Source organism: Ruegeria arenilitoris, from assembly GCF_013035425.1.
Classification (GTDB): domain Bacteria; phylum Pseudomonadota; class Alphaproteobacteria; order Rhodobacterales; family Rhodobacteraceae; genus Ruegeria; species Ruegeria arenilitoris_A.
The window spans coordinates 50,043-75,218 of sequence record NZ_WQHX01000002.1; the positions used below are offsets into that span (position 1 = coordinate 50,043).

The following is a 25,176-nucleotide window of genomic DNA, read 5'->3' on the forward strand; positions in this document are numbered from 1 at the left end:
CTTCTCATTCAAGAAGCTTGAGATATGAAAACAAAACGGCCATCCTGACCAAAAATTAAAACGACTCGTCCGGACAAGTTCGATGTCTGGAACGAATTCTTTGGTCTGAATGGGGCGCGTGCCATGTCTTTTGCTTTTATCAATACGAATTTCTTTGGAAGAGAGTCGGCTCGCGGGATCGGAACGAAAATCGCCTTGATCTTCTGCCTCAGCACTGCACACGCAGCGCTCGCCCAAGATCAAGAAAACGCGCCGCCGCCAAAAGTTTCGATCGCCGCCGCCTATACCGAAGAGATCACCGATGAAGCAGTGTTCATCGGCCGGGCCGAGGCAATTGATAAGGTCGACATAGTGGCGCGTGTCAACGGGTTCCTCGATAGTCAGGCTGTAGAAGACGGAGCTTTGGTCAAAAAGGACGACCTGCTGTTTACAATCGAGCCTGACCTTTATGAGGCCACATTGGAAGCTCGCAAGGCCGATCTGGACAGAGCCGAAGCCAACCTTGAGCTCGCGAAAGTCGATCTGGCGCGTAAGGAAGAACTGTACAAGCGGGATGCAACACCCGAGTCCGAGCGCGACATAGCTCGCGCCAATGAGCTCGTCGCCGAGGCCGAAGTCAAAGCGGCAAATGCTGCCATTCAACAGGCGCAACTTGACCTAAGTTATACTCAGATACACGCCCCTTTTGACGGGCGTATCGGACGCGTAACAACCAGTGTTGGCGACGTCGTTGGCCCAACCAATCCACCATTGGTGAACTTGGTCCGAGAAGCGCCGATCTATGTAAATTTTTCTTTAAATGAGAAGCAGTTCACTACGGTTCTGGAGCAGGTAGGGGAGAACCCGGCCTCCTTAGCAGAAAGTAATAAGAGCCCGAATGTGCACGTCACGCTTCCAAATGGGACAGAACTGGACGAAACCGGGGAAATCGTTTTTGTGGACAACCGAATTGACCCGTTGACCGGTGCCATCACTGTACGGGCCGAGTTTGATAATGCTGATCGTCTGATAGTCGACGGGGCTTTCCTTAGCGTCCATATCGAAGCGCTGGAACCGACACTTCAAGTCCTCATCCCGCAGGCCGCCCTGCAGCGTGATCAACGGGGTGAATTTGTTCTGGTGGTTAACGACAAACAAATGGTTGAACAAAGGTATATCACCACCGGTGATGTGGTTGGGTCGGCGATAATCGTTTCGGAGGGGCTGCGAGAAGGGGAAAGCGTGATTGTCGAGGGCCTCCAAAGGGTGCGACCAGGCGTGGCCGTCGACGCGGTTGTTGCCACTGAACAACCGGGAGAATAACTGATGTTCTCAGCCCTGTTCATCAGCCGGCCAAAGCTGGCGCTTGTAATCTCGCTCGTTCTCACCATCATGGGTGGGATTGGCTATCTGGTGTTGCCAGTGGCCCAATTCCCGGACATCACGCCGCCAGTTGTTAGTGTCTCGACAACTTACACCGGGGCTAACGCGGAAACCGTTGAAAATACCGTGGCCGCGCCAATCGAGGCCCAGGTAAACGGTGTGGACGATATGATTTACATGACGTCGACCTCATCAGACAACGGCAATTATTCGTTAAATATCACCTTCGAGGTGGGCACCGATCCTGACATCGCCTCAGTAAACGTGCAAAACCGCGTGGCACAGGCAATGTCTTCGCTGCCAACTGAGGTCACATCTTCGGGTGTGGTGACACAAAAAGCATCCACAAATATGCTGTTGCTTGTCACTCTGACGTCGCCCAACGGCACGTACGACAGTGTATTTCTTTCGAACTATGCCTCGATAAACCTGAAAGATGCCCTTGCGCGCATTCAAGGCGTCGGTAAGGCGGACGTTTTGACCAATCTGGAATATGCCATGCGTATCTGGATGGACCCGGACAAAATGGCTGCGCTTGCGATTACGCCTGGGGACGTCATCAACGCCATTCGGGAACAGAATATCGAGGTTTCAGCAGGCTCGATTGGTGCGCCTCCAGTTCCTGAGGGGCAAACTTTTCAGTATACGATTAAAACCAAAGGTCGCCTGACTTCGGCCGCAGAGTTTGGTGAGATCGTCATTCGAACCGGTGATGCCGGTTCGATTGTGCGAGTTCGTGATATCGCAAGAGTAGAACTGGGAGCCGAATATTATCAGGCGTCAGGATACTTCGACAGCGTCCCTGCAACTGTACTTGGCATTTATCAGGCCCCAGGCGCAAACGCATTGGCAGTATCGGACAGAGTCGAAGCTGAACTTGAACGCTTATCCCGCGCCTTCCCTACCGATGTGGAATATCAGGTTCCGTTCAATACCACTGACTTTGTGGAACAATCGCTGAACGATGTGGTTTCAACTTTGATCCTCACATTTATCCTCGTGATCTCGGTTGTCTTTGTCTTCTTGGGCAGTTGGCGAGCGACAATTATTCCAGCAGTTGCCATTCCCGTATCATTGATCGGCACATTCGCTTTCTTGCTTGCTTTCGGCATGTCGCTGAACACGATTTCTCTTTTCGCACTGGTACTGGCGATTGGTATCGTCGTTGATGATGCGATCGTTGTGGTCGAAAACGTTGAACGCATTATCGCCGAAGAAGGGCTGGCACCTGCCGAGGCTACGCGCAAAGCTATGGGCCAGATCACTGGACCTGTTATAGCGACCACGTTGGTTTTGCTTGCGGTCTTTGTACCAGTCACTTTCATGCCGGGTATTTCTGGTCGATTATATTCTCAGTTTGCCGTTACAATCTCGACCGCGGTTGTTATCTCGTCGATCAACGCGCTGACACTTTCGCCTGCACTTTGTGGCTTGGTGTTGCAGGCTCGTTCCGGACCACCAAAGGGTCTTCTGGCCGTTTTCGAAGGTTTCATAGGTGGATTGCGTAACGGCTATGTCGCAATCGTTCGAAAATTGCTTATCGTACCTATCATATCGTTGGGCATCATCGCGGCGTTTGCGTTTGGCGGCGTGACTATTATGTCAAACACTTCCAGTGGCTTCCTGCCTTTAGAGGACAACGGATATTTGTTCGTGGATATCCAGCTACCGGATGCCGCCACATTGGAACGAACCGAAGCGGTTTCTGAACGGGTGGATGCACAGATACAACAGATCCCCGGAGTTGCGAGTACTGTTCTGATCAACGGTTTCTCGCTTCTAAATGGGACGATCACAAACGGATCCGCTATTTTTGTTAACCTCGATAATTGGGACGACCGGCAAGAGGACGATCTGAGCGCCGATGCAATTCTGGGAAAGGTCCTAACAATCGCAAACGGGGAGTCGGCGGCCTCGATTGTGGCCTTCAACCCTCCGCCTATTCAAGGTCTCGGAATGTCTGCTGGTGTTGAAATGGAGGTGCAGCAAACCGGAGGAGGAAGTCCGCAAGATCTAGCCTCTGCCGTTGGGTCTTTCGTCTACTCGGCCAATCAAAGGCCTGAAATCGGTCAGGCCTACACAACTTTCCGGGCAAATGTCCCTCAATTATTTGTCGATCTGGATCGAGAAAAAGCGAAAACACTGCAAGTTTCCGTGGCCGAGATTTTCCAGACCATGCAGGCGCAGTTGGGGTCGTACTATGTCAACGACTTCAACCTATTTGGTCGGGTTTATCGTGTAATGATCCAAGCCGAAGGGTCATATCGCGATAATGTCGAGGATATCTCAAACCTGTACGTGCGATCGACGAAGGGCGAAATGGTGCCACTTGGAACATTAATTGACGTCGAAAATGTCTTGGGGCCCGTTCTGCTGAAACGGCATAACCTTTTCCGATCCGCCACAGTTACTGCGGTTCCGGCCGAAGGGTTGTCTACAGGCGATGCTATTAACGTGATGACAGAGGAATCGGCAACCGCCCTCCCGCCCGGATATTCGTTTGAATGGACTGGAACGGCGCAGCAGCAGCTTGCTTCTGGCGGCCTTGTGATCATTATTCTGGGACTTGCTGTTCTGTTTGGATACCTCTTTCTGGTTGGACAGTACGAAAGCTGGACCATGCCGGTTTCGATCCTGCTATCTGTGATCGTTGCACTGTTTGGGGCCGTTTCAGCCGTGGCCATCGTTGGTAGCGACATCAACCTCTACACACAGATCGGGATGATAATGCTTGTTGGCTTGGCCTCTAAGAACGGCATTTTGATCGTAGAATTCGCGATGGAGCAACGCGCGAATGGACTGTCGATCAAAGACGCGGCAGCTGAGGCCGCTCATCAACGATTCCGAGCCGTGATGATGACAGCCTTGTCATTCCTTCTTGGCGTTGTGCCGCTGCTTGCCGCCAGCGGTGCTGGCGCTGCCAGCCAAAAGGCAATTGGAGTTGCGGTATTCGGCGGAATGCTGGCTGCAACTTTATTTGGCGTCATCTTGGTGCCTGTGCTCTACGCCGTGATGCAGGGCTTGCGCGAATGGATCAAAGGCTCCAAAGGTGGCTCCGACAAGGAAGCCAGCGACGCTTTGACAGACGCATAGGGCTATAAATTCTTGGCGCCCCGTCCAGATGACGGGACGCTCGCCCATTTTTGGGCAATTGCTATTCGCAATGCTAATAAACGCACCAACCCAAAGGTTCAAAAGCATTTTCCGCCAGTCAGTTCCGTTGCGACTTGTCAGGTATTGATCCAACTGACACTATCCATGTTATTCAGAACTGGCACACGGAAGGGGAGAACCGGGCCATGATCGCTCTTTTGTTTGCGTTATTTGTCGCCACGATGGGCCTTAATTATTATGGCCGCACACAAGCAGGCACGACGCTTTTCCTGATAACGCTGGCGATGAGTATTTATTGGTTAAAGTATCACGCCACTAGTCAGCTATCCATTCAACTTTAGGGGCCGAGGATGACCATGACACCTGAACTGTCCCGCACACTAAACGCCGTGGGAATGCTGGCTGTATGCTTGGTACTGGCGCTGGCTTACGGCTACCAAATTGCGCTTTATGAACTCCCCTGCCCGCTATGCTTGCTACAGCGCGTTGGCTTTGTAGCCGTTGGCGTCGGGCTTGGATTGAACCTGCTATATGGCTCTCGGCCACAACACTATGCAATCATGCTGCTTGCAGCGCTTTTTGGTGGCAGCGTAGCAATTCGCCAGATTCTTCTGCACATCGTGCCAGGTACCGGGCACTATGGCTCACCAGTTCTGGGTCTGCATTACTACACTTGGGCGGCGATTTGTTTTTTTCTGATCCTTGTTGGAACAGCTGTCATGTTGATGTTCGAACGCCAGTATGCGTCCGAACCAAACACGGAACGATTTGGCGGAAACAAACTCGCACGTTTTGCATTTTTCACAATGTTGGGTTTGGCGGTGCTGAACGCCGCGTCAACCCTGATTGAATGCGGCCCAACTGTTTGCGCGGACCCGCCAACCAGCTACAAATTGATTGACGAATTGGACAGCAACAACTGAGGATAGAACAACTTCCCAACAGGAGGCGCGAGCATGGGATTATTGGGGCAGCCGCTTGGCTACTATGACTACCTGACGTTTGTGGCGCTGATACTGCTGTTGGCGGCGGTTATGGCACTGTTTCTTTTCCTAATGGGGCTGCCTGGTCGAATTGCTATAAAACGCAACCATCCGCACGCCGAGGCCGTCAAAATCATGGGTTGGATGGGGTTTTTAGCAGTTGTCCCATGGGTGCACGCCTTTATGTGGGCATTTCATGATGGTGTAACCGTCGACATTCGCCGAGGTCCGGACGAAGAAAAGGACGCGATCCGCAAAGATATTGAACGTATGGGTGGCACCGTAAAAGAAGAGTACCAACGCAAGTCCGGCGAAACCGAAAAGGGCTGAGGTTATAGAAAGAAACACACAATGCTTGTCGCCCTTGGCATAACCCTTTTTTATATCATTTTCGTCTGGTTCATCTTCTTCAAGATGCAGTGGCTGAAATTCAACATCACTTGGGGCATCGTTTCGTTCTGGGTTGGTGCCCACTTGTTGTTGATTTTTCTGGTTGCGCTACGGTTTTTCCAACCCTTTTCAGCCGACAGTCATGTCGTTCGTTCGACAATACAAATTGTTCCAAAACTGACCCAACCCACGATCTTGACCGAGGTTCTGGTCGAGCCCAACACTCAAGTCACCAAGGGAGATCCGCTCTTTCGCTTCGACGACACTGTGTTTTCGTTGGCCGTCGACAACGCCAAAGCGCAATTGGTCGCCGCAGAGCAAAACGCAAAAATTCTTGAACAGGATGTGATTTCTTCAACCGAAGCGGTTGAGCGTGCCAACGCGCAACTGGCGTATGCGCAAACGCAACAAGCTCGGTATGAGAACCTTGTACCGGCTGGAGGAGCTCGACAAGACGAACTGGATCGATGGAATGAACAGGTCACCGAGGATCAAGCGGCCGTAAAACAAGCGGAAGCAAACTTGCAAAAAGCTAACCTCGCGCTGGAATCTCAGATAGACGGCGTTAACACGGGTATATTGCAAGCGCAGGCGCAATTGTCAGAAGCTGAGTATTTCCTTGAAAACACTACGATTTACGCACCCGAAAACGGCATGATCGTTTCGCAGCAGGCCCGCCCCGGCTTGGTCGTGGGCGACGTCAGGCTTGGCGCAATCGCCAGTTTTGTAACCGAGGACGAGCCATACATTCTTGCTACATTTCGCCAGCAGAACCTGAAATTTGTCGAGCCAGGCCAACCCGTCGAAGTAGCGCTGGATCTATACCCCGGAGAAATTTTACCTGGCAAAGTCGAGGCGATTTGGTGGGCTACCCGCCAAGGTCAGTACCTTCCATCGGGCCGCCTTCCGGGTTTTGAAGTGCCGAAACTGCCAGGTCGGATAGCGGTACAAATCACGGTTGATGTGCCCGAAGGCCACACATTTCCAGCGGGCGGCCATGCCGCCGTAGCAATTTATACCGGTCAGGGGAAAAGCTTTGAATTTCTGAGACGCATTAACATCCGTCTCTATTCTTTTGCAAACTTTATCAGACCACTGGATATTTGAGGATGCGCTCCATGAAACTCCATTGGCTGATGGGCCCTGCAATATGCGTAGCTTCTCTTGTTGCCTGCGCCCCGGTTGGGCCAGATTTCGTGCGACCAAACTCTCCGGTTTTAAAACAATGGATCGAAGTAAACAGCCCAAACGCAAATGCCAGTGGTTTAACATCACGCAGCGCGCCGGTCGTCAAATGGTGGGAGACATTTAACGACCCGACCCTGAACAAACTGATTGCGCAGGCTTATTCACAGAACCTGAGCCTTCAGGTCGCCGGAGCCAGAGTTTTGCAGGCCCGCGCCCAGTTGGGCATAGCATTTGGCGAGCTGTATCCGCAGTCGCAAGCCATAGGTGGCTCGTTACAGCAGCGTCGGATCAGCGAAAACTTAGGACCGATCTCGGACATTCGACGCATTATCCCGTTGGACACCGAATTCTCAACTTCACAAGTTGGTTTTGACGCACAGTGGGAGTTGGACGTTTGGGGCGCGCAAAGGCGCGGTGTTCAGGCGGCAAGATCCAACTTGGCCCTACAAGTTGCAAACTATGACGATGCTCTTGTAACGCTGACTGGCGACGTCGCCGCGATTTATATTAATATTCGTTCATTACAAGAGGCACAGCAGGTCGCGCGCGAGAATATCAAACTGCAACAAGAAGCGTTGGACCTTACCGAGTTGCGCTTTAATAACGGAGTTACAACCGAACTTGATGTTCAGGAATCCACTGCGCTGTTAAACAACACTCAAGCTTTGGTGCCAGAGTTGGAAAGCGATCTTCAACAAGCAAAAAACACTCTGGCGGTTCTTCTGGGCACGACCCCGTCAAACATGTCGGGCATGTTGGGCGGTTCCGGTCGTATTCCGACTGCACGATCTAACGTAGCGGTTGGTGTTCCTGCTGAATTGTTAAGACGGCGCCCGGACGTCAGGGCCGCTGAGCTGGCTGCGGCGACACAATCCGCGGAAGTGGGAATTGCCATGGCAGATCTTTATCCCCAGTTTATCTTGTCTGGCGCTGTAGGATTGCAGGCTTCAGGCGGGCGGGACCTGTTCAGCTCTGGCAGTGGAACAGGGTTGGCCAACGCGGGCGTGGTCTGGAACGTGCTGAATTATGGCCGGATCAAGAATAACGTTCGCGCGCAGGATGCAGCATACCAAGCGTTGATAGCCAATTATCAAAACACCGTTTTAACCGCGTATTCCGAAGTCGAAAGCGCGATGGTCGCGTATAGCGAGGCTCGTAAACAAGTCGCTTTTTATCAGCGCAGCGTCGAGGCCTCACGTCGGGCTGCGGAAATTGCCGTGGATCAGTACCGCGACGGCATCGCCAGTTACTCGCGAATATTGAACACCCAAACCGCGCTATTAAGGTCACAGGCGAATTTAATCGAAGCCCGCCAACAGGTGTCGACCAATTTAGTTTCAATTTACAAGGGGTTAGGAGGCGGCTGGCAAATCAGGCAAAATCAGGAGTTCTTACCTGAAACTGTTCTTGCAGAAATGGCGTATCGCACGGATTGGGGAGATCTTCTGGAAAATACACCAACCCGCGCGAGCCTGAATTAACAACTATTTTGTCAAACCTCTAAGCCCACCCGAGATCAATATGTTGACCTCGTACAGAATGCGAGGCGCGGCCAGTCCGCCGGGGCTGGCCAAATAGTTGGGGCTCCATTCCGGGTCAAATTTCTGCTTAAAGGCTCGCAGTCCTTCGAAGTGATAGAATTGCTCACCATGATCGTAAACAAACCCGCCGATCCGGTTCCAGATCGACGCTAGCTGCCGATTTTCGATCCCCGAAAACGGAGCCGCCCCAAGTGAAAACCAGTGGAACCCATGCTCTGCTCCCCAGACCATCATTTCGGCAAAAAGAGCGTCCATGACAAAACTTGGGCTGTCTGGCTCGTAACGCATTAAATCCAGGGAAAGTTCGGATTTGTGACCACCCTGAAAGAGGTTGGCAAAAGCCAAGATTTGGTTGGTTTCCCGATCTCTTAATACCGCAAAATCAAAGTAAGATAAGTAATCATTATCGAACCCTCCCAGCGCAAATCCCTTCTCTTCTCCTGCTTTATGCTCAAGCCAGTGATCGGAAATTTTGCGCAGTTCCGGCAGAATTGGCGCCATCCGTTCTTTAGGAATTATTTCAAATACATAGCCTTCGCGTTCCGCCCTGTTCTTCGCCTGCCGAAAGCGTTTGCGAGACTTGCCGTCCAAAGAAAAATCTTTAAGCGGGACGCGGGCGACTTCTCCTATCTTTAAGATTGAAAGCCCGAGGTCCAGAAAGGTTGGAAGATACTTGGTCGATACACTATAAAACGCGCATAGTTTACCCTCTCGATCAGCGCGCTCACGCAGTTGCCAGATTAGTTGAACACCTGCCGTCTCGTCTCCGACAGGTTCGCCTTTTGTGATCAAGGCATTGCCAGTATCGGCATATGCTAAAAACGCGGTCTCGTCCGAGGATATCAAAAACTGTTTGTCTCCGGTCAGGGAAATCTGAGCTTCGGTATCTTCGCATTCCAATGCAAGCCGCTCTACAACCTCAGGAATTTCCGTGCGCGCGGGTGTTGGAATTTCTCGCCCGAAAAGAGAATTTATGGCGACCACACCAAGGATCACGGCCACCGCAAGGCTGGATCTCAGGAACCGAGACGCATCCCCGTTCCAAGCAAAGTCCCACCAAAGCGCATTTTCGTATTCAACGTGAGAGTAAGCAAAAAGCCCAATCCAGAAGATCACCGCCAACAGGGCGACAACGCTGACAAGCCAAGGGATGTTCAGGCGAAAGATGGACGCTCCACTGACTCGATAGAACGCGCCTCGAAACATTGCAAGCAGACCAATCGTGGCCAGCATCGACAACGCCTCATGCGTGTCCAAACCCTTGGCAAGCGACGCAAAAAAACCAGCGACCATTAGCAGCATGGCAACCACCCACGCGCGATACAGCTTGCGGAACAGACCACGTGACACCAACAGCAGCAGCAAACCTATTGCACTGCCTGCCAAATGTGACGCTTCTACGAAGGACAACGGCAAAACTTCACGTAAAATTCCAAGGTTTTGTGAACTGGATGGCAACGCTCCGGACACGAGCATGATAGCGCCTGCAACAGCCGCGACACCGGCAGCGACCATTGGAACAATCGGGCGGATAACACGGTAAATCCAAGTCGCCGCTCCGCCGATGCGATGCCGTTGAGTCAGAGCGGATGCGATAGCTATGGACAACGTCGCAATAGCGAAAGGAAGAAAAGTATAGACAACCCGATACAACAACAGAGCTGCAATGACGTCCGATCGACCCGACGCGCCAAGGCCCGCGATCAAGGTTGCCTCAAACACACCTAAACCACCCGGAGCGTGACTGAGAATACCGATTGCGATTGCAGCAACGAAAATCGTGAAAAAATAGGGATAGCCTACACCGAGATCATCGGGCATCAGTACATAGAGCGTCATTGACGCGCCAAAGATATCACCCAAAGCAGCAAGCGTGAGCAGGCCGGCCAGTTTGCCGCCGGGCAAGTTAAACCCGAGCCCAGCAAAACCGAACCTTCGCCCACCACGTGAAAGCCAGACGAACAAAACAGCGAGGCCAGTCAGCAATATTAGGCCTATCACGGTTTCCACCGTCTCACTAATGGGCAGGACCTTGGAAATACCGTCAGGATGCAGCGTCAGCAAAAGCCCCATTATCAGGACCAAGCCCATCCAAAACGCGATCCAAGAAGTTGCAATGACACCGGCTACTCGGCTCAGATCCAAGCCTAAAGACGCATAAATTCTGTATCGGATTGCCGTACCAGTTATGTATGAAAACCCAACACAGTTCGATACTGCATAACCGGTTGCGCCAGCCATTCCTGCCACAGGTAGAGGAACCTTTCCGTCCGCAACGCTCTGCACGGCGAAGACATCGTAAAGGGACAATGAAAGAAAACTAAACGCGGTCCAACAGAAAGCAAAAAAAAGTGTTTGCCACCGTGTATTTGCAACGTCCGCGGTAACTTCGGACCATTTCACGTGTGCCGAAAGTTCGTGCAAAACAGCCAGCGCAATTAGAGTTACAAGCAAAGGTACAGCAACCCGGAAAAGAGGCTTTTCAAGCAGGCCGGATGCTTTGTTCACCCAATCCGTCGATTGCGACTCGTCGGGTGCTGCTTGAGTGGTCATCGCAATAGTCCCGCCTTTGTCCCGTCCAACTGCCAGACGGTAACGACCCGCCGACAAGGTAAGTTTTGCACAAATCTCAAGGCCGTCAAAGCGTTACCATTGGTTCATCAAGATCGGCCCTTACGAGTCGACAAAAGCAGATTTGTTTCTGACCGAGTGATCCCTTCCATCCGGCGAATTTGAAACAAAACTCCATCCAGTTCAGCCAGCGTATCCGTTCCGATCTCGGCGATTAGATCCCAGCTGCCGTTAGTAGAATGCACTGCCCGCACCTGTTGCATTGCAGCTATACGTGACATTATTCTCTCTGTCCCGCGACCTTCGATCCCCAACATCATCAGACCTCGTACCGGGCTTTCCGCAACATTCTTGCGTGTCACCACTGTAAATCCTACGATTTCCCCAGACTGCTTGAGCCGATGTAGACGACTGCGCACAGTTGTGCGCGTTACCCCAAGCGTTTCGGCAAGTTCCGACAAGGACGCGCGGGCATCTCGATGTAGCGCATTTAGCAGTTTATTGTCCAAATCGTCCAAGATTGACTTCCATATCGGTTCATCCATCTTCTTTTTGAGCACTTTGTTGTCTTCTCGCAACCCACATTGCGTCGATAAAAGAACACATGGACAAAAAATCGCTGATCTTAGTTGGTGCGCCGATGGATTCCGGAAAACGGCGTCAAGGATGTCGCATGGGTCCAGATGCATATCGTGTGGCCGGGCTAGGGCAAGCCTTACGTGATCTTGGGCATGAGGTGGATGACGTAGGCGATACCGTACCGGACCCAGTCGAGATACCTTCCCACGAACATTTATACGCCTTGCCAGAATGTGTTGGTTGGACTCAAGCTTTGGGTCGAGCGGCACAAAATTCTGCCGTCCGGGGAATGCCAATTTTTATGGGTGGAGACCACGCTCTGTCTATGGGAACCGTCTCGGGGATGGCAGCGTACGCCAGCAAGATTGGGCGACCCTTGTTTGTGTTGTGGCTTGATGCGCACAGTGATTTCCACACCCCCGACAGCACCAGCAGCGGCAATCTGCACGGCACACCCGTAGCTTATTTCACGGGGCAGTCAGGTTTTGAAGCCTTCCCTGCCCCTGCCGTACCTGTCCCCACTGACCGTGTTGGTATGATCGGACTTCGATCCGTCGATCTGGAAGAACGAACCATTCTGGAACAGGCGCGCGCAATGCTGGCGGATATGCGCACAATAGATGAGCATGGGATAAAAGCCCCCTTGATCGCCTTTCTTGACAAAGTTCGTACGGCAAATGGCATCTTGCACGTTTCACTGGACGTTGACTTTTTAGACCCTGCCATAGCGCCAGCCGTCGGGACCACCGTACCCGGAGGCGCAACGGAACGCGAAGCGCATCTGGTCATGGAGCTACTACACGAAAGCGGTCTGGTGTGTTCGCTGGACCTTGTCGAGTTGAACCCGTTTCTCGATGAACGCGGTCGTACCGCAAAACTGATGGTCGACTTGGCAGCCTCACTTATGGGTCGCCGGATCTTTGATCGCCCGACCCGGAGTTTCTGATGCACTCGCTTCAATCACCGTCCGCAGTTGTTATGATCCGACCTCATGCATTTGCTTCCAATCCTGAAACCAGCCACGACAACGCGTTTCAAACTCTGGCGCAAACATCATCACAGGCAACTTCCTCTACTGCCTTGCAGGAACATGACGAGGCTGTGTACCAGTTGAGAGCTGCTGGCATCACTGTTCACGTTTTCGATGATCATGGAAATCTTGATACGCCAGACAGTGTTTTTCCCAACAATTGGTTCTCAACACATCCTGGCGGCCATGTGGCTATCTATCCAATGTTCGCGCCATCTCGCCGACGTGAACGGCGCGATGACGTAATCAAGCTGCTCAAACAAGAATACCGCGTTCAGGATGTGATTGATTACTCTGGTTTGGAACAGGACAACCTTGCGTTAGAAGGTACTGGCGCAATGGTTTTGGACCATGTCGGTCGCATTGCTTACACAGTTAAATCCAACCGTGCGGACCCTGTTTTGCTAGAAAGGTTTTGCACGCATTTCAACTATGAACCCATTGCTTTCCAAGCCAAGGACTCAGCCGGGCGCGACGTTTACCATACCAATGTTTTGATGGGCATCGGCACTAAATACGCGCTGATTTGTCTAGATATGATCCCGGACCAAGAACGACGGGCCACCGTTCGGGCAAGGCTTGAGGAATCTGGTCGCAAAATCGTCGAACTTTCGCACGCGCAAATCGCAGAATTTGCAGGCAATGCCATCGAACTTAATGGGAAAAATGGTTTGGTTCTTGCCTTGTCCAGCAGAGCCTTGTTGTCACTTACGCCCGAGCAGCTCTCGATCATTGAAAACAGCGCAAGACCGCTTCCGTTGTCCGTGCCAACAATCGAAACCGCCGGCGGTTCCGTTCGCTGCATGATCGCAGGCATCCACCTTTCCCGCCGATAGGAGTCAAATATGCAACCTTCCGATAAGGCTCTTGTCCCCTTTGTCTCCGTAGACAACATGATGCGGTTGGTACACCACATCGGTGTCGAAAAAATGATCATCGAGCTTGCCGCCGTGATTGAAGCGGATTTCAAACGCTGGGAAAGCTTTGACAAAACGCCCCGGATTCCCGCCCATTCGCCCCATGGCGTGATCGAACTTATGCCGACTTCCGATGGCGAAGCATATGGTTTCAAATACGTCAACGGCCATCCCAAAAACACATCCGAGGGCTTACAAACCGTAACAGCCTTTGGCCTACTGGCTGACGTTTACACTGGTTATCCTACTCTGCTGACAGAGATGACAATTTTGACCGCATTACGAACGGCAGCCACCTCTGCGCTAGTTGGCAGCTACCTGGCTCCTACAAATGCAAAAACCATGGCCATGATCGGCAATGGCGCCCAATCCGAATTTCAATGTCTAGCATTCAAGGCAATGTGCGGCATAGACACGGTGCGCCTTTATGACATTGATCCGAATGCGACCGTGAAATGTGCTGCAAACTTAAGCGGCAAGGGTCTCTCAGTGATATCGTGCAAGACACCCGAGGATGCTATTGAAGGTGCGCAGATCATCACCACCTGCACAGCGGATAAGAAATACGCCACAATTCTAACAGACAACATGGTTGGCCCAGGGGTTCATATCAACGCTATCGGTGGAGACTGCCCAGGCAAGACCGAACTGCACAAAGACATTCTTCTACGGTCGGACATTTTTGTGGAGTACCCAGAGCAGACCCGCATCGAAGGTGAGATTCAGGCATTGGATGACGACTATCCGGTAACCGAGATGTGGCAAGTCATGGCAGGACAGTCGAAAGGCCGCACAGATGACCGCCAAATTACCCTGTTCGACAGCGTCGGATTCGCGATCGAAGATTTCTCGGCCCTGCGCTACGTCAAACAGGCAATAGACGGAACGGAGTTCTTTGAACCTTTGGACATGCTGGCCGACCCCGACGATCCTCGCGATTTGTTTGGCATGGTAATGCGAGCTGTCTGATCTAGCAGAAACCGCTACTTTGTTATCTCGTCAAACGCTGTGCCTCCTGCGCGAGGCTCTTACAGACCAAGAATTTGGTCCAATCCAATCTGGCGACTTTTTTGATAGACGCCTGACTTCGTGTGCTTTCTCTAACTAGCCTGCGAGCGACGGGAGATAGAGCACGATGCCAGGGAAAGCGACGAGCAACGCTATTGTAACGGCATCCGCAATAAAGAAAGGCGTCACGCCTTTAAAAACGTCCTGAACGCTAAGGTCGGGACGAACGCCAGCCACAACAAAACAGTTGAGACCTATCGGCGGCGTGATCAAGCAGAACTCGGCCATTTTCACAACCAGTATACCAAACCAGATCGCACACATCGGTCCTGACATGCCAAAAGTGCTGTCTGCGGCACTTACCGCTTCACCTCCATTTAGGGCCATAACTGCGGGGTAAACAACGGGCAGTGTAAGCAGCAGCATCCCGATTGCATCCATGAACATGCCCAACACTGCATAAGCCAACAGTATGCATATCAGAATCAGCATCGGCGACATCTCTAACGACGTGATCCAATCCGAGAATGCGCCCGGCAGATCAGCGAAGCCTAGAAACCGGACGTAGATGAGCACGCCCCAAATTATGGCGAAAATCATAGCCGTTAACTTTGCGGTCTCAAGAAGGGCAGATTTGAACTCTTGCCACCGCATACCGTGGATCAAAGCGAAACAGAACACGATGAAGGCACCGATCGCTCCGCCTTCGGTTGGAGTGCCCCACGCATCTTCGCCAAACGGGTTGTATACGAAACAAATTATGATCAGGATCACGGCGACGATTGGCAGTGCTCCGGGCAACGCCGCAAGACGTTGTTTCCAGGTAAATCCGGTCACAGGAGGACCCACGGTTTTGAAAATCACAGCTATGCCCACGATCAACAAGCCGTAGATTACCGCCGAGAATGCACCTGGTATAAAGCCGGCGAGCAACAATTTTCCCACGTCCTGCTCGACAATAATGGCATAGATCACAAGTATCGCAGAGGGTGGAATAAGCGAAGCCAGCGTCCCACCTGCTGCGACAACGCCTGCGGCGAAACGTTTGTTGTAGCCGACAGATAACATCTCGGGGATAGCTATACGCGCAAATACTGCGGACGTGGCGACAGATGCCCCTGAAACAGCCGCAAATCCTGCGGTGGCAAATACAGTAGATACGGCTAGTCCGCCCGGGACCCAGGCGACCCAACGTTTCGCCGCCTCAAACAACGCGCGAGTAAGTCCGGCGTAATAAGCGAGGTAACCGATAAGGATAAATGTCGGGATCAAGCTGAGCGTGTGAGAAGCGACCTTGGAATGTGGTACTTGCCCCGCCGTTTTCACAGCCACGGTCAGAGCCTTGCCAAAACGTTCTGGATCATAGCCGAACTTTGCCCAAAAAATCCAGATTAGTCCGACAAGCCCCGCCAGAGCCGCAGCAAAAGCCACACGCATCCCCGTGACCACCAGGACCAACAGACCACCCGTGACCCAAAGCCCGATATCTATCGTGTCCATTAGCTACGAGCGCCTTTCAAACTGTTCAGCTTCGGCAGCTGCCTGAGCTGCTATGTCCTGAATCAAGGGCACTGCAACTGGATGCTCCAGACCCAGAACCAACGCCTTCCCATACCCCCAGATTTGTAAGATCAGACGCAGGCAAAGCACTGAAAAAGCTATCGGAGCCAGAAGCTTGGCGGGCCAGAGTGGAATGCCGATGTCGATTGAGCTATCGCGGCTCCAAAACGGTGCACTGAAATCAAAGGACCGTTCAAAATGCGACCAGCTGCCCCAAACGAGGGCAAGCATAAGAAGCAGGATCAGAACAACCGAGATAGTCTCAAACAGCCACAGAGAACGCCCGTGCAATCGTGAGATCACGATATCCATACGAATATGCCCGCCGTCGCGTTGCACAAATGAAATGCCGAGGAATGCTATCAACGGCATAGCCTGTTCGATCCAGTCAACATAGCCGGGCAGCGGCGCGTTCAGCGCATTTCGTCCACTGACCGACACAACTGCCAGCACCATAAGGCCAAACACAGCTATACCACTTAGCAGAGCCAGAAATCGTTCAAGCTTCAATAATTTTTTATCCAGACGGCTTATCAGGCTGCCGTCTTCTAACACCGTTGCCTGTCCCGCCATATAAGGTGATCCCTCAAGTCCAAGTGGCCGGGCGTTAAAAAACGCCCGGCCCTTACGGTCAGTTACCGCCGCGTTGCTGTTTCAAGGTCGCTTGAACAAGATCATACAGGTCTTGCGCCGGTAGTCCTTGTGCCGACATATCAGCAATCCATTGCTCGCGGATTGGATCGGCCGCCTTGGCGCGGAATTCTTCGATCACAGCGTCATCAATGGTTACTTTCGTAACGCCCTTCTCCTCTAGAACACTGTCCCATTTTTCAAGCAGGCCAGCGTAATTAGCCAAGTAATGATCAATTGCCTCATCTATAGAGCTATCAAGCGCTTCACGATGTTCAGCCGGCAACGCTTCATAAGCATCGATATTGACGACGACGGGACAGTTGACTGTGCCAGGGTTTAAGTTAGCGGTCCACCAATCAGCCTCGTTGATCGTGCCAAATGACAAATGCGCGTGCTGCGCAAAAGCAACTGTGTCGACTACACCAGACTCCATAGCGTTAAATGCCTCGGTCGCAGGTACAGAGGTCGGAACGCCGCCAACGGCTTCGAAAGCTTTCCCGAGCCCTCCTGTCGCGCGGACTCGCATGCCGTCAAACTCGGCAAGTTGATCCCTTGGGTCACCGGTACCAACTAGATTGTACTGTGGCATTGGCGAGGTCATTAAGATGCGAGCATTCCACTGGGCCATTTCGTCTTTGACTGCTGGGTGGTCATAAACCGCATGGCTGACCGCCACTTCTTCGTCCAGATTATTCACGCCCAGAAATGGCAACTCCAAAACAGTAATCGCGCGGTTCTTGTCTCGGTGGTAGCCTGCGCAGAACTGCGCCATTTCAAATGCACCAATTTCGATGCCATCCAGATTTTCACGCGGTTTGGAAAGCCCACCATAGCTTACGTTGATGGTGAAATCCCCGTTGGTTTTCTCGTTAACCAGTTCAGCTAATCTCTCCACATGCTCAGTAAAAGCACGCCGCTTGCCCCATACCGAAGCGTTCCATTCGGTGGCTGCGGCCTCTGTAACGAACGCCGTTGCTATGACGCCCACGGCAACACCGCTAAACATCCTGTTCATATTGGTCTCTCCCTTATGTGCGCCCCTTCTTCGGGACGCTTATATTCGAAGCTAGCGCTTAGTCTGGAGTCTGCCAACCCCCGCTCGTTTCAGCGTGTTTTCGACCTCATCACCGATCAAGAGTCAGTCAAGATTGGACGGCCGAGTCAACAGAACGCAAAATTCATGACATCTACCTCATTGTTTTTTATTGTTTTTTAGAATATTTCTATGATTTTTTTACAAAATTGACTTAAATCAAAAAACTTGTTTACAAACTAATCCAAGGATTACCGCAATTTATTTATTTATTTTCACAATCCCGTATTATTCGAGTAGGGGAGAAACGGCTCGACATTGCCTGATCGGCGGGCAAAATCGAACCGATATATTCCAAATCAGAGGGAGGAGCCTCAGAAATGAACACCGCTGCCCAGGCAGATGCCAAGACCTATCCGCCATCCGCAGAAACTATTGCGCGCGCGCATGTCAATGCCGAACAGTATGCAAATATGTACGCTGCATCCGTGAGTGACCCCGCGACTTTTTGGGGAGAACACGGCAAACGGATCGATTGGATCAAACCATATACTCAAGTCAAAGACGTCAACTATGACTTCGGGTCGGTAAAGATCAACTGGTATGCCGACGGCACATTGAACGTTTCGGCCAATTGCCTGGACCGCCACTTGGAAACCCGCGGTGATCAGACAGCGATAATTTGGGAGCCAGACGATCCCAATGACGCATCCCAGCACATAACCTACGCTGAGTTGCACCGCCGCACCTGCAGGATGGCTAACATCTTGGAATCGCTTGGTGTTCGCAAAGGTGATCGTGTTGTCATCTATCTTCCCATGATACCAGAAGCAGCATATGCAATGCTGGCTTGTGCCCGAATTGGCGCAATACATTCGATCGTTTTTGCCGGTTTTTCACCCGATGCACTGGCTGCTCGGGTCAACGGTTGCGACGCAAAAGTTGTCATAACTGCGGACGAAGCTCCTCGCGGGGGGCGCAAGACTCCTTTAAAATCGAATGCGGACGCTGCATTGCTGCACTGCAAGGACAGTGTGAAATGCCTTGTGGTCAAACGGACAGGCGGGCAGACGACTTGGATCGATGGCCGGGACTACGACTATAACGAAATGGCTCTGGAGGCTGACGACTATAGCGCTCCGGCTGAAATGAACGCCGAAGATCCGTTGTTCATTCTATATACGTCCGGTTCAACTGGTCAGCCAAAGGGTGTTGTGCACACCACAGGCGGATACTTGGTTTACGCATCCCTTACACACGAAATCACATTTGATTACCAGGAAGGTGATGTCTACTGGTGCACGGCAGACGTAGGTTGGGTTACTGGACACAGTTATATCGTCTATGGCCCACTGGCCAACGGCGCAACGACGTTGATGTTCGAAGGGGTCCCGACTTTTCCCGACGCGTCACGGTTCTGGCAAGTTTGTGAAAAACACAAGGTAAATCAATTCTATACGGCTCCAACCGCAATTCGAGCCCTGATGGGACAAGGGAACGAATTTGTCGAAAAGTGCGACCTGAGCGACCTCAAGGTTTTGGGCACCGTCGGTGAACCTATCAACCCTGAAGCCTGGAATTGGTACAATGAGGTCGTTGGTAAAGGGAACTGCCCGATCGTAGATACCTGGTGGCAGACCGAAACCGGCGGTCACCTGATGACCCCCCTGCCCGGTGCACACGCGATGAAGCCCGGCTCGGCCATGAAACCATTTTTTGGCATCGTGCCCGTCGTTCTGGACCCGCAATCCGGCGTCGAGATCAGCGGAAATGGCGTCGAAGGAGTGTTGTGCATTAAAGATAGCTGGCCCGGACAAATGCGCACCGTCTGGGGTGATCATGAGCGGTTCGAAAAAACCTACTTCTCGGACTACAAAGGTTACTACTTTACAGGAGATGGGTGCCGTCGGGACGAAGACGGTGATTACTGGATCACTGGCCGCGTTGATGACGTAATCAACGTCTCAGGCCACCGCATGGGCACGGCCGAGGTAGAAAGCGCGCTGGTTGCACATGCCGCCGTTGCCGAGGCTGCAGTCGTTGGCTACCCACATGAAATTAAAGGACAAGGCATCTATTGTTACGTCACTTTGATGAATGATCGAGAGCCAAGTGATGAGCTTCTGAAAGAACTTCGCACTTGGGTGCGAACCGAGATAGGTCCGATAGCCAGCCCGGACGTTATTCAATGGGCCCCAGGCCTTCCCAAGACCCGTTCAGGTAAGATCATGCGCCGCATCCTGCGGAAGATTGCCGAAAACGACTTTGGCTCGCTTGGCGACACTTCGACCCTCGCTGATCCGTCGGTTGTCGAGGACCTTATCGAAAACAGGGCAAGCAAGTGAGGGCGCGATGGAAGCTGCTGCGACCATAACACCGGCCGTTCTCATCCTTCTCGGCCCTCCGGGTGCCGGGAAGGGAACACAGGCGCGAATGCTCGAAGCCGAATTCGGGCTGGTGCAACTCAGCACCGGTGATCTGCTGCGTGCGGCTGTTGCTGCGGGAACTGAGGCTGGAAAAGCAGCGAAGGCCGTTATGGAGGCTGGCGAGCTTGTAAGCGACGAGATTGTTATCGCAATTCTGCGCGACCGCCTGGCAGAACCGGATTGCGCCAAGGGCGTCATTCTAGACGGTTTCCCTCGCACCACGATTCAAGCCCAAGCACTGGATCAGTTGCTGTCGGAAACCGGACAGAAAATTAGTGCAGCTATCAGTCTGGAAGTCGATGATGCCGAAATGGTTACGCGTATCTCGGGTCGCTACACCTGCAGTATGTGCGGAGAAGGCTACCACGACACATTCAAGGCCCCGGTCATCGAAGGTACGTGCGACAAATGCGGCCACGCAGAATTCACGCGCCGTGCCGATGACAATGCAGAGACCGTCGCGTCACGTCTTGCAGCGTATCACGAGCAGACGGCGCCGTTGATCAGTTATTACCAAGATCATGGCGTTCTGAAAGGCCTGAACGCCATGGGAAATATCGAAGAAATCGCCGGCAATCTCAAAGGGATAGTGAGCAACGCGATGAACTGAGGGAATAACGCCCGCCCTGAATGAGGGCCGAATTCCTAAACGAATACTTCAACGGGACCGCCTCGGCGGATCGGAGAAGTTATTCCTGATGCCGGTCAGCAACCGGCACAACGAAATGCGGCCCCGCGCGTAAGAGTTTGAGACGCGGGCCGCCCAAGGAGGAAGCGAAGGAGGAACCCGCAATGGCGGATCAATCAACAAACTCCGCGCAGAGTGCCGAAGCTGACAAGGGCTATTGGCAGGCAAATCTGCGTCTCATTTACATCAGCCTCGCAATATGGGCGCTGGTTTCGTTTGGATTCGGCATACTGCTGCGTCCGTTGCTGTCCGGCATTGCCGTGGGCGGCACCGATCTGGGCTTTTGGTTCGCCCAACAGGGTTCGATCCTGGTCTTTCTGGTGCTGATCTTCAACTACGCCTGGCGCATGAACAAACTCGACGCCGAACATGGCGTTGAAGAAGAATAAGGGAGCGTCGGGACAATGGATCAGTTTACCATCAACCTGCTGTTTGTCGGTGCGTCTTTTGCGCTGTACATCGGCATCGCGATCTGGGCCCGCGCGGGCTCCACATCGGAATTCTACGCCGCTGGCCGCGGTGTTCACCCAGTCACCAACGGTATGGCGACAGCGGCAGACTGGATGTCTGCGGCCTCTTTCATTTCGATGGCGGGCCTTATCGCCTTTACTGGCTACGACAACTCGACCTTCCTGATGGGTTGGACCGGTGGCTACGTACTGCTGGCTCTGCTGCTTGCGCCTTACCTGCGTAAGTTCGGCAAATACACCGTCTCGGAATTTATCGGCGACCGTTTCTACAGCCAGACCGCACGCGTCGTTGCCGTGATCTGTCTGATCGTTGCGTCGGTGACCTACGTGATCGGTCAAATGACCGGCGTTGGCGTGGCCTTTGGCCGCTTCCTTGAGGTTTCGAACACATCCGGTCTGCTGATCGGTGCCTGTGTCGTGTTTGCATACGCGGTGTTTGGCGGGATGAAGGGTGTGACCTACACCCAGGTTGCTCAGTACTGCGTGCTGATCACCGCCTACACAATCCCGGCAATCTTTATCTCTTTGCAGCTGACCGGCACGCCAATCCCAGCGCTGGGTCTGTTCGGTGACACCGCCAGTGGAGAGCCCCTGCTGACCAAACTGGATGCGATTGTGACCGAGTTGGGCTTTGCGGACTACACTGCCCACCACTCGAACACTTTGAACATGGTGCTGTTCACACTTTCGCTGATGATCGGTACGGCTGGTCTGCCGCACGTTATCATGCGCTTCTTTACCGTACCTCGCGTGTCGGACGCGCGCTGGTCGGCTGGATGGACGCTGGTTTTCATCGCTTTGCTGTACCTGACCGCCCCCGCGGTCGGCGCAATGGCGCGGCTAAACATCACCGATATGATGTGGCCCAACGGTGGAATCGATGGCGGCGCTGTTTCAGTAGAAGAGATTGACAATGATCCTCGCTATGACTGGATGGCCACATGGCAGAAAACCGGCTTGCTGGATTGGGAAGACAAAAATGGCGACGGCAAGATCCAGTACTATAATGACAAGAACGCCGACATGCAGGCTCTTGCAGAGGAAAAAGGCTGGGTCGGCAATGAGCTTACAAAGTTCAACCGCGACATCCTGGTTCTAGCCAACCCCGAAATCGCCAACCTGCCCGGTTGGGTGATTGGTCTTGTTGCTGCTGGTGGTCTGGCTGCCGCGTTGTCAACCGCGGCTGGACTGTTGCTCGCGATTTCGTCTGCCGTGTCTCATGACCTGATCAAAGGTGCTATCAATCCGCAGATCTCAGAAAAAGGCGAGCTTTTGTCAGCGCGGATCGCAATGGCTGTGGCTATCCTTGTCGCAACATATCTGGGTCTGAACCCACCCGGGTTTGCGGCGCAGACGGTTGCGTTGGCTTTCGGTCTGGCGGCAGCCTCGATATTCCCGGCACTTATGATGGGAATCTTCTCGACCCGCATTAACAACACAGGCGCGGTCTGTGGTATGCTGGCGGGTCTGGTCGTGACCTTGGTCTACATCTTCCTGCACAAAGGATGGCTGTTCATTCCGGGCACCAACTCTTTCACCGACGCAGACCCACTGCTTGGTCCAATCAAATCGACCTCGTTCGGTGCAATTGGTGCCATGGTGAACTTTGGGGTCGCGTATGTTGTGGCTGGTATGACCAAAGAGACTCCGCAAGAGATCAAGGATCTTGTCGAAAGCGTTCGCATTCCCCGTGGAGCAGGCGCTGCTCAGGATCATTGAGCGTGACGCGGCAGCGAGGTATCCTTGTCCTGCCGCGTCCATCGACTGACTGCTCCCGCCCGGCACCCACCCGGGCGGGACTTTTGTTTCTGACACACGGAGAAATCTGATGCCCCTGTCCCAAGACGAGATCACCCGATTTCTAAAGTCCGTTCACCCCTATGATGCCCTGCCTGACAGCGCACTAGAGGATGTAGCGAAGCAAATTGAAGTTTGGGAAACAGACGAGGATTTCTCGGTTTACGAGTTGGGCCACACCCTGCCCGGCTTGTTTCTAATTTACGAAGGACTGATTGAAATCACGGACGAAAACGGTTCGGTGGTATCGCATCTCGGTTTGCGGAATTCGTTCGGAGAGCGTGGACTTATCAAAAACGGCAAGGCAGCGACCAACGCCCGGGCACATTCGCCGTCAGTATTAATCGTTTTGCCATCTGACTTGGTGAGCGAGTTGATTGCCAATCATGATGTGGTTGCAAAGTTTTTCAATCGATCGCGCAGTCAGCGTAGCGGCCCACAAAGTCTGGCAACCAGTTCCATCGATGTGTTGATGGCACGCGATCCGGCCACGTGCCCACCAGATACGCCCGTGCAACAGGCCGCAAAGATTATGAGGGACAAACATATCTCTTCAATGTGCGTGACTGATAGCGGTGACTTACAAGGCATCGTGACACTACGTGATATCGCTGAAAAGTTCGTAGTCGACGCAATGGATCAAAACACTCCAGTATCCTCGATAATGACACCCGACCCAGTCACTTTGTCCCCATCTGATATCGGCTCTGATGTCCTGCACGTGATGATGGAACGCGGGATCGGCCACATCCCGATTTCTCAAGCTGGCCAACTTGTTGGCATTGTGACACAAACCGATTTAACGCATTATCAAGCCATCAATTCAGCCGAGTTGGTTCGGCGCATCGCGCACGCCGATACAGCCGAAGAAATGGCGAAGGTCACTGAAGAAATACCTCAATTGTTGGTTCAATTGGTGGCCGGTGGAAACAGGCACGAAGTCGTAACGCGCCTGATTACAGACATTGCTGATACCGCGACTCGCCGCTTGCTGGCATTGGCCGAAGTTGCATTGGGCCCACCACCCGTGCCGTACTTGTGGCTGGCTTGTGGCTCGCAAGGGCGGCAGGAGCAGACCGGCGTTTCAGATCAAGACAATTGCCTAATATTGGATGATGCCGCAAATGAATCCGACTTTCCTTATTTCACAGCGCTCGCAAAATCAGTCTCCGATGGGCTGGACACTTGCGGTTACTTCTTTTGCCCGGGAGACATGATGGCAACAAATCCACGCTGGTGTCAGACTCTTGGAGTGTGGAGGGAGTATTTCAGAGGCTGGATCAAGACACCGAACCCAGAGGCGCAAATGCTGGCCTCGGTCATGTTCGACCTACGCCCTATTGGAGGAGCCTTCGAGCTGTTTGCAAATCTTCAGGCTGAAACGCTTGAGGCGGCAAACAGTAATTCGATATTTGTGGCCCATCTGATCTCGAACTCGCTAAAACATACTCCACCTTTGGGTCTTTTACGTGGCTTTGCCACCGTTCGGTCAGGCGAACACAGAAACACTTTGGATTTAAAGCACAATGGTGTCGTTCCCGTGGTCGATCTTGCACGCGTATATTGCCTGCAAGGTCAATTGAAAGAAACCAATACCCGTGCACGGCTGAAGGCTGCTGAAACTGCTGGAGTGCTTAGTCATTCGGGTGCGCGGGATCTACTGGACGCCTATGATTTGATTGCTCAAACCAGACTGGAACATCAAGTCAGACTGGTAAAATCAGGTGAGGCGCCAAACAATTACCTGCCCCCATCGGATCTGTCGGACTTTGAGCGAAGTCATCTTCGAGACGCCTTTGTTGTGATAAAAACCATGCAATCCGCTGTCGGGCACGGAAAAGGGATGCTGGGCTGAGCCGTTCAAGGATCAGCCAATGCATTTGGGT

At 52.7% G+C, this 25,176-nt stretch carries 20 protein-coding genes; 15 read left to right on the forward strand and 5 right to left on the reverse strand.

The genetic code is table 11. From position 1 onward, the window contains the following. Positions 1 to 123 precede the first annotated feature (123 nt). From GOV45_RS05865 to GOV45_RS05895, 7 genes are all read left to right on the forward strand, one after another. A complete protein-coding gene (locus tag GOV45_RS05865) occupies positions 124 to 1,302 on the forward strand; it encodes an efflux RND transporter periplasmic adaptor subunit (protein WP_170475490.1) in 1,179 nt (392 codons plus the stop codon). Between the two features lie 3 nt (positions 1,303 to 1,305). Next, positions 1,306 to 4,455 (forward strand): efflux RND transporter permease subunit, encoded by a 3,150-nt coding sequence (locus GOV45_RS05870; RefSeq protein ID WP_170475491.1) that lies wholly within the window; start codon positions 1,306 to 1,308, stop codon positions 4,453 to 4,455. Between the two features lie 206 nt (positions 4,456 to 4,661). Then, a complete protein-coding gene (locus GOV45_RS05875; RefSeq protein WP_170475493.1) occupies positions 4,662 to 4,817 on the forward strand; it encodes a DUF5993 family protein in 156 nt (51 codons plus the stop codon). A gap of 9 nt (positions 4,818 to 4,826) precedes the next feature. Further along, positions 4,827 to 5,399, forward strand: a complete 573-nt coding sequence (locus GOV45_RS05880; protein WP_254447928.1) for a disulfide bond formation protein B — start codon at positions 4,827 to 4,829, stop codon at positions 5,397 to 5,399. 33 nt (positions 5,400 to 5,432) lie between these two features. Next, entirely contained in the window at positions 5,433 to 5,789 is a 357-nt protein-coding gene (locus tag GOV45_RS05885) for a DUF3302 domain-containing protein (RefSeq protein ID WP_170475495.1), read from the forward strand. Positions 5,790 to 5,810: 21 nt separating this feature from the next. Next, positions 5,811 to 6,956 carry an HlyD family secretion protein gene (locus GOV45_RS05890; protein WP_170475497.1) on the forward strand — a complete coding sequence of 382 codons (1,146 nt, stop codon included), beginning with the start codon at positions 5,811 to 5,813 and terminating at the stop codon, positions 6,954 to 6,956. An 11-nt stretch (positions 6,957 to 6,967) separates the two neighbouring features. Beyond that, the gene (locus tag GOV45_RS05895) at positions 6,968 to 8,518 is read left to right on the forward strand and encodes an efflux transporter outer membrane subunit (RefSeq protein WP_254447929.1); all 1,551 of its coding nucleotides are present in this window, start codon (positions 6,968 to 6,970) and stop codon (positions 8,516 to 8,518) included. Positions 8,519 to 8,521: 3 nt separating this feature from the next. On the opposite strand, the gene mprF is transcribed toward GOV45_RS05895, so the two are convergent. After that, complete coding sequence (mprF, locus tag GOV45_RS05900; RefSeq protein ID WP_170475501.1) at positions 8,522 to 11,131, reverse strand: bifunctional lysylphosphatidylglycerol flippase/synthetase MprF; 2,610 nt, start codon at positions 11,129 to 11,131, stop codon at positions 8,522 to 8,524. A gap of 107 nt (positions 11,132 to 11,238) precedes the next feature. Continuing rightward, on the reverse strand, positions 11,239 to 11,667 hold the full coding sequence (locus GOV45_RS05905; protein ID WP_170476567.1) for an Lrp/AsnC family transcriptional regulator: 429 nt from the start codon (positions 11,665 to 11,667) through the stop codon (positions 11,239 to 11,241). An 86-nt stretch (positions 11,668 to 11,753) separates the two neighbouring features. Between GOV45_RS05905 and rocF the strand changes: the two genes are divergently transcribed. The 3 genes from rocF to GOV45_RS05920 are packed head-to-tail and all read left to right on the forward strand — an operon-like array spanning position 11,754 to position 14,644. Continuing rightward, positions 11,754 to 12,674 carry an arginase gene (gene rocF, locus GOV45_RS05910; RefSeq protein WP_170475502.1) on the forward strand — a complete coding sequence of 307 codons (921 nt, stop codon included), beginning with the start codon at positions 11,754 to 11,756 and terminating at the stop codon, positions 12,672 to 12,674. Further along, the gene (ctlX, locus tag GOV45_RS05915) at positions 12,674 to 13,594 is read left to right on the forward strand and encodes a citrulline utilization hydrolase CtlX (RefSeq protein WP_170475504.1); all 921 of its coding nucleotides are present in this window, start codon (positions 12,674 to 12,676) and stop codon (positions 13,592 to 13,594) included. The genes rocF and ctlX overlap by 1 nt, the downstream gene beginning before the upstream one ends. 9 nt (positions 13,595 to 13,603) lie before the next feature. After that, positions 13,604 to 14,644, forward strand: coding sequence for an ornithine cyclodeaminase (locus GOV45_RS05920; protein WP_170475506.1), 1,041 nt, complete (start codon positions 13,604 to 13,606; stop codon positions 14,642 to 14,644). 135 nt (positions 14,645 to 14,779) lie between these two features. Here GOV45_RS05920 and GOV45_RS05925 read toward each other — a convergent pair whose 3' ends face one another. From GOV45_RS05925 to GOV45_RS05935, 3 genes are read right to left on the reverse strand one after another with little or no spacing between them, the layout of a single operon-like run. Continuing rightward, positions 14,780 to 16,183 (reverse strand): TRAP transporter large permease, encoded by a 1,404-nt coding sequence (locus GOV45_RS05925; RefSeq protein WP_170475507.1) that lies wholly within the window; start codon positions 16,181 to 16,183, stop codon positions 14,780 to 14,782. Between the two features lie 3 nt (positions 16,184 to 16,186). Continuing rightward, complete coding sequence (locus GOV45_RS05930) at positions 16,187 to 16,816, reverse strand: TRAP transporter small permease (protein WP_170475510.1); 630 nt, start codon at positions 16,814 to 16,816, stop codon at positions 16,187 to 16,189. A gap of 58 nt (positions 16,817 to 16,874) precedes the next feature. Beyond that, positions 16,875 to 17,891, reverse strand: a complete 1,017-nt coding sequence (locus tag GOV45_RS05935; protein WP_170475512.1) for a C4-dicarboxylate TRAP transporter substrate-binding protein — start codon at positions 17,889 to 17,891, stop codon at positions 16,875 to 16,877. 398 nt (positions 17,892 to 18,289) lie between these two features. Here GOV45_RS05935 and acs point away from each other — a divergent pair, with 398 nt between their 5' ends. From acs to GOV45_RS05960, 5 genes are all read left to right on the forward strand, one after another. Next, entirely contained in the window at positions 18,290 to 20,254 is a 1,965-nt protein-coding gene (gene acs / locus GOV45_RS05940; RefSeq protein WP_170475514.1) for an acetate--CoA ligase, read from the forward strand. A gap of 7 nt (positions 20,255 to 20,261) precedes the next feature. Beyond that, entirely contained in the window at positions 20,262 to 20,945 is a 684-nt protein-coding gene (locus GOV45_RS05945) for an adenylate kinase (RefSeq protein ID WP_170475516.1), read from the forward strand. Between the two features lie 182 nt (positions 20,946 to 21,127). Next, positions 21,128 to 21,412, forward strand: coding sequence for a DUF4212 domain-containing protein (locus GOV45_RS05950; protein ID WP_170475518.1), 285 nt, complete (start codon positions 21,128 to 21,130; stop codon positions 21,410 to 21,412). A gap of 15 nt (positions 21,413 to 21,427) precedes the next feature. Continuing rightward, positions 21,428 to 23,212: a sodium:solute symporter family protein gene (locus GOV45_RS05955; protein ID WP_170475519.1), complete on the forward strand. Its 1,785-nt coding sequence runs from the start codon at positions 21,428 to 21,430 to the stop codon at positions 23,210 to 23,212. A gap of 109 nt (positions 23,213 to 23,321) precedes the next feature. Further along, positions 23,322 to 25,145 (forward strand): DUF294 nucleotidyltransferase-like domain-containing protein, encoded by a 1,824-nt coding sequence (locus GOV45_RS05960; RefSeq protein ID WP_170475521.1) that lies wholly within the window; start codon positions 23,322 to 23,324, stop codon positions 25,143 to 25,145. Positions 25,146 to 25,176: the final 31 nt, after the last annotated feature.

Bases quoted from the DNA above. Each gene is read 5' to 3' on its own strand.
- GOV45_RS05875 (WP_170475493.1), top strand. From the start codon at position 4,662: ATGATCGCTCTTTTGTTTGCGTTATTTGTCGCCACGATGGGCCTTAAT.
- GOV45_RS05950 (WP_170475518.1), top strand. From the start codon at position 21,128: ATGGCGGATCAATCAACAAACTCCGCGCAGAGTGCCGAAGCTGACAAG.
- GOV45_RS05920 (WP_170475506.1), top strand. From the start codon at position 13,604: ATGCAACCTTCCGATAAGGCTCTTGTCCCCTTTGTCTCCGTAGACAAC.
- GOV45_RS05895 (WP_254447929.1), top strand. From the start codon at position 6,968: ATGAAACTCCATTGGCTGATGGGCCCTGCAATATGCGTAGCTTCTCTT.
- GOV45_RS05935 (WP_170475512.1), bottom strand. From the start codon at position 17,891: ATGAACAGGATGTTTAGCGGTGTTGCCGTGGGCGTCATAGCAACGGCG.
- mprF (WP_170475501.1), bottom strand. From the start codon at position 11,131: ATGACCACTCAAGCAGCACCCGACGAGTCGCAATCGACGGATTGGGTG.
- ctlX (WP_170475504.1), top strand. From the start codon at position 12,674: ATGCACTCGCTTCAATCACCGTCCGCAGTTGTTATGATCCGACCTCAT.
- acs (WP_170475514.1), top strand. From the start codon at position 18,290: ATGAACACCGCTGCCCAGGCAGATGCCAAGACCTATCCGCCATCCGCA.
- GOV45_RS05890 (WP_170475497.1), top strand. From the start codon at position 5,811: ATGCTTGTCGCCCTTGGCATAACCCTTTTTTATATCATTTTCGTCTGG.
- rocF (WP_170475502.1), top strand. From the start codon at position 11,754: ATGGACAAAAAATCGCTGATCTTAGTTGGTGCGCCGATGGATTCCGGA.
- GOV45_RS05865 (WP_170475490.1), top strand. From the start codon at position 124: ATGTCTTTTGCTTTTATCAATACGAATTTCTTTGGAAGAGAGTCGGCT.
- GOV45_RS05955 (WP_170475519.1), top strand. From the start codon at position 21,428: ATGGATCAGTTTACCATCAACCTGCTGTTTGTCGGTGCGTCTTTTGCG.
- GOV45_RS05885 (WP_170475495.1), top strand. From the start codon at position 5,433: ATGGGATTATTGGGGCAGCCGCTTGGCTACTATGACTACCTGACGTTT.
- GOV45_RS05930 (WP_170475510.1), bottom strand. From the start codon at position 16,816: ATGGCGGGACAGGCAACGGTGTTAGAAGACGGCAGCCTGATAAGCCGT.
- GOV45_RS05925 (WP_170475507.1), bottom strand. From the start codon at position 16,183: ATGGACACGATAGATATCGGGCTTTGGGTCACGGGTGGTCTGTTGGTC.
- GOV45_RS05880 (WP_254447928.1), top strand. From the start codon at position 4,827: ATGACCATGACACCTGAACTGTCCCGCACACTAAACGCCGTGGGAATG.
- GOV45_RS05870 (WP_170475491.1), top strand. From the start codon at position 1,306: ATGTTCTCAGCCCTGTTCATCAGCCGGCCAAAGCTGGCGCTTGTAATC.
- GOV45_RS05945 (WP_170475516.1), top strand. From the start codon at position 20,262: ATGGAAGCTGCTGCGACCATAACACCGGCCGTTCTCATCCTTCTCGGC.
- GOV45_RS05960 (WP_170475521.1), top strand. From the start codon at position 23,322: ATGCCCCTGTCCCAAGACGAGATCACCCGATTTCTAAAGTCCGTTCAC.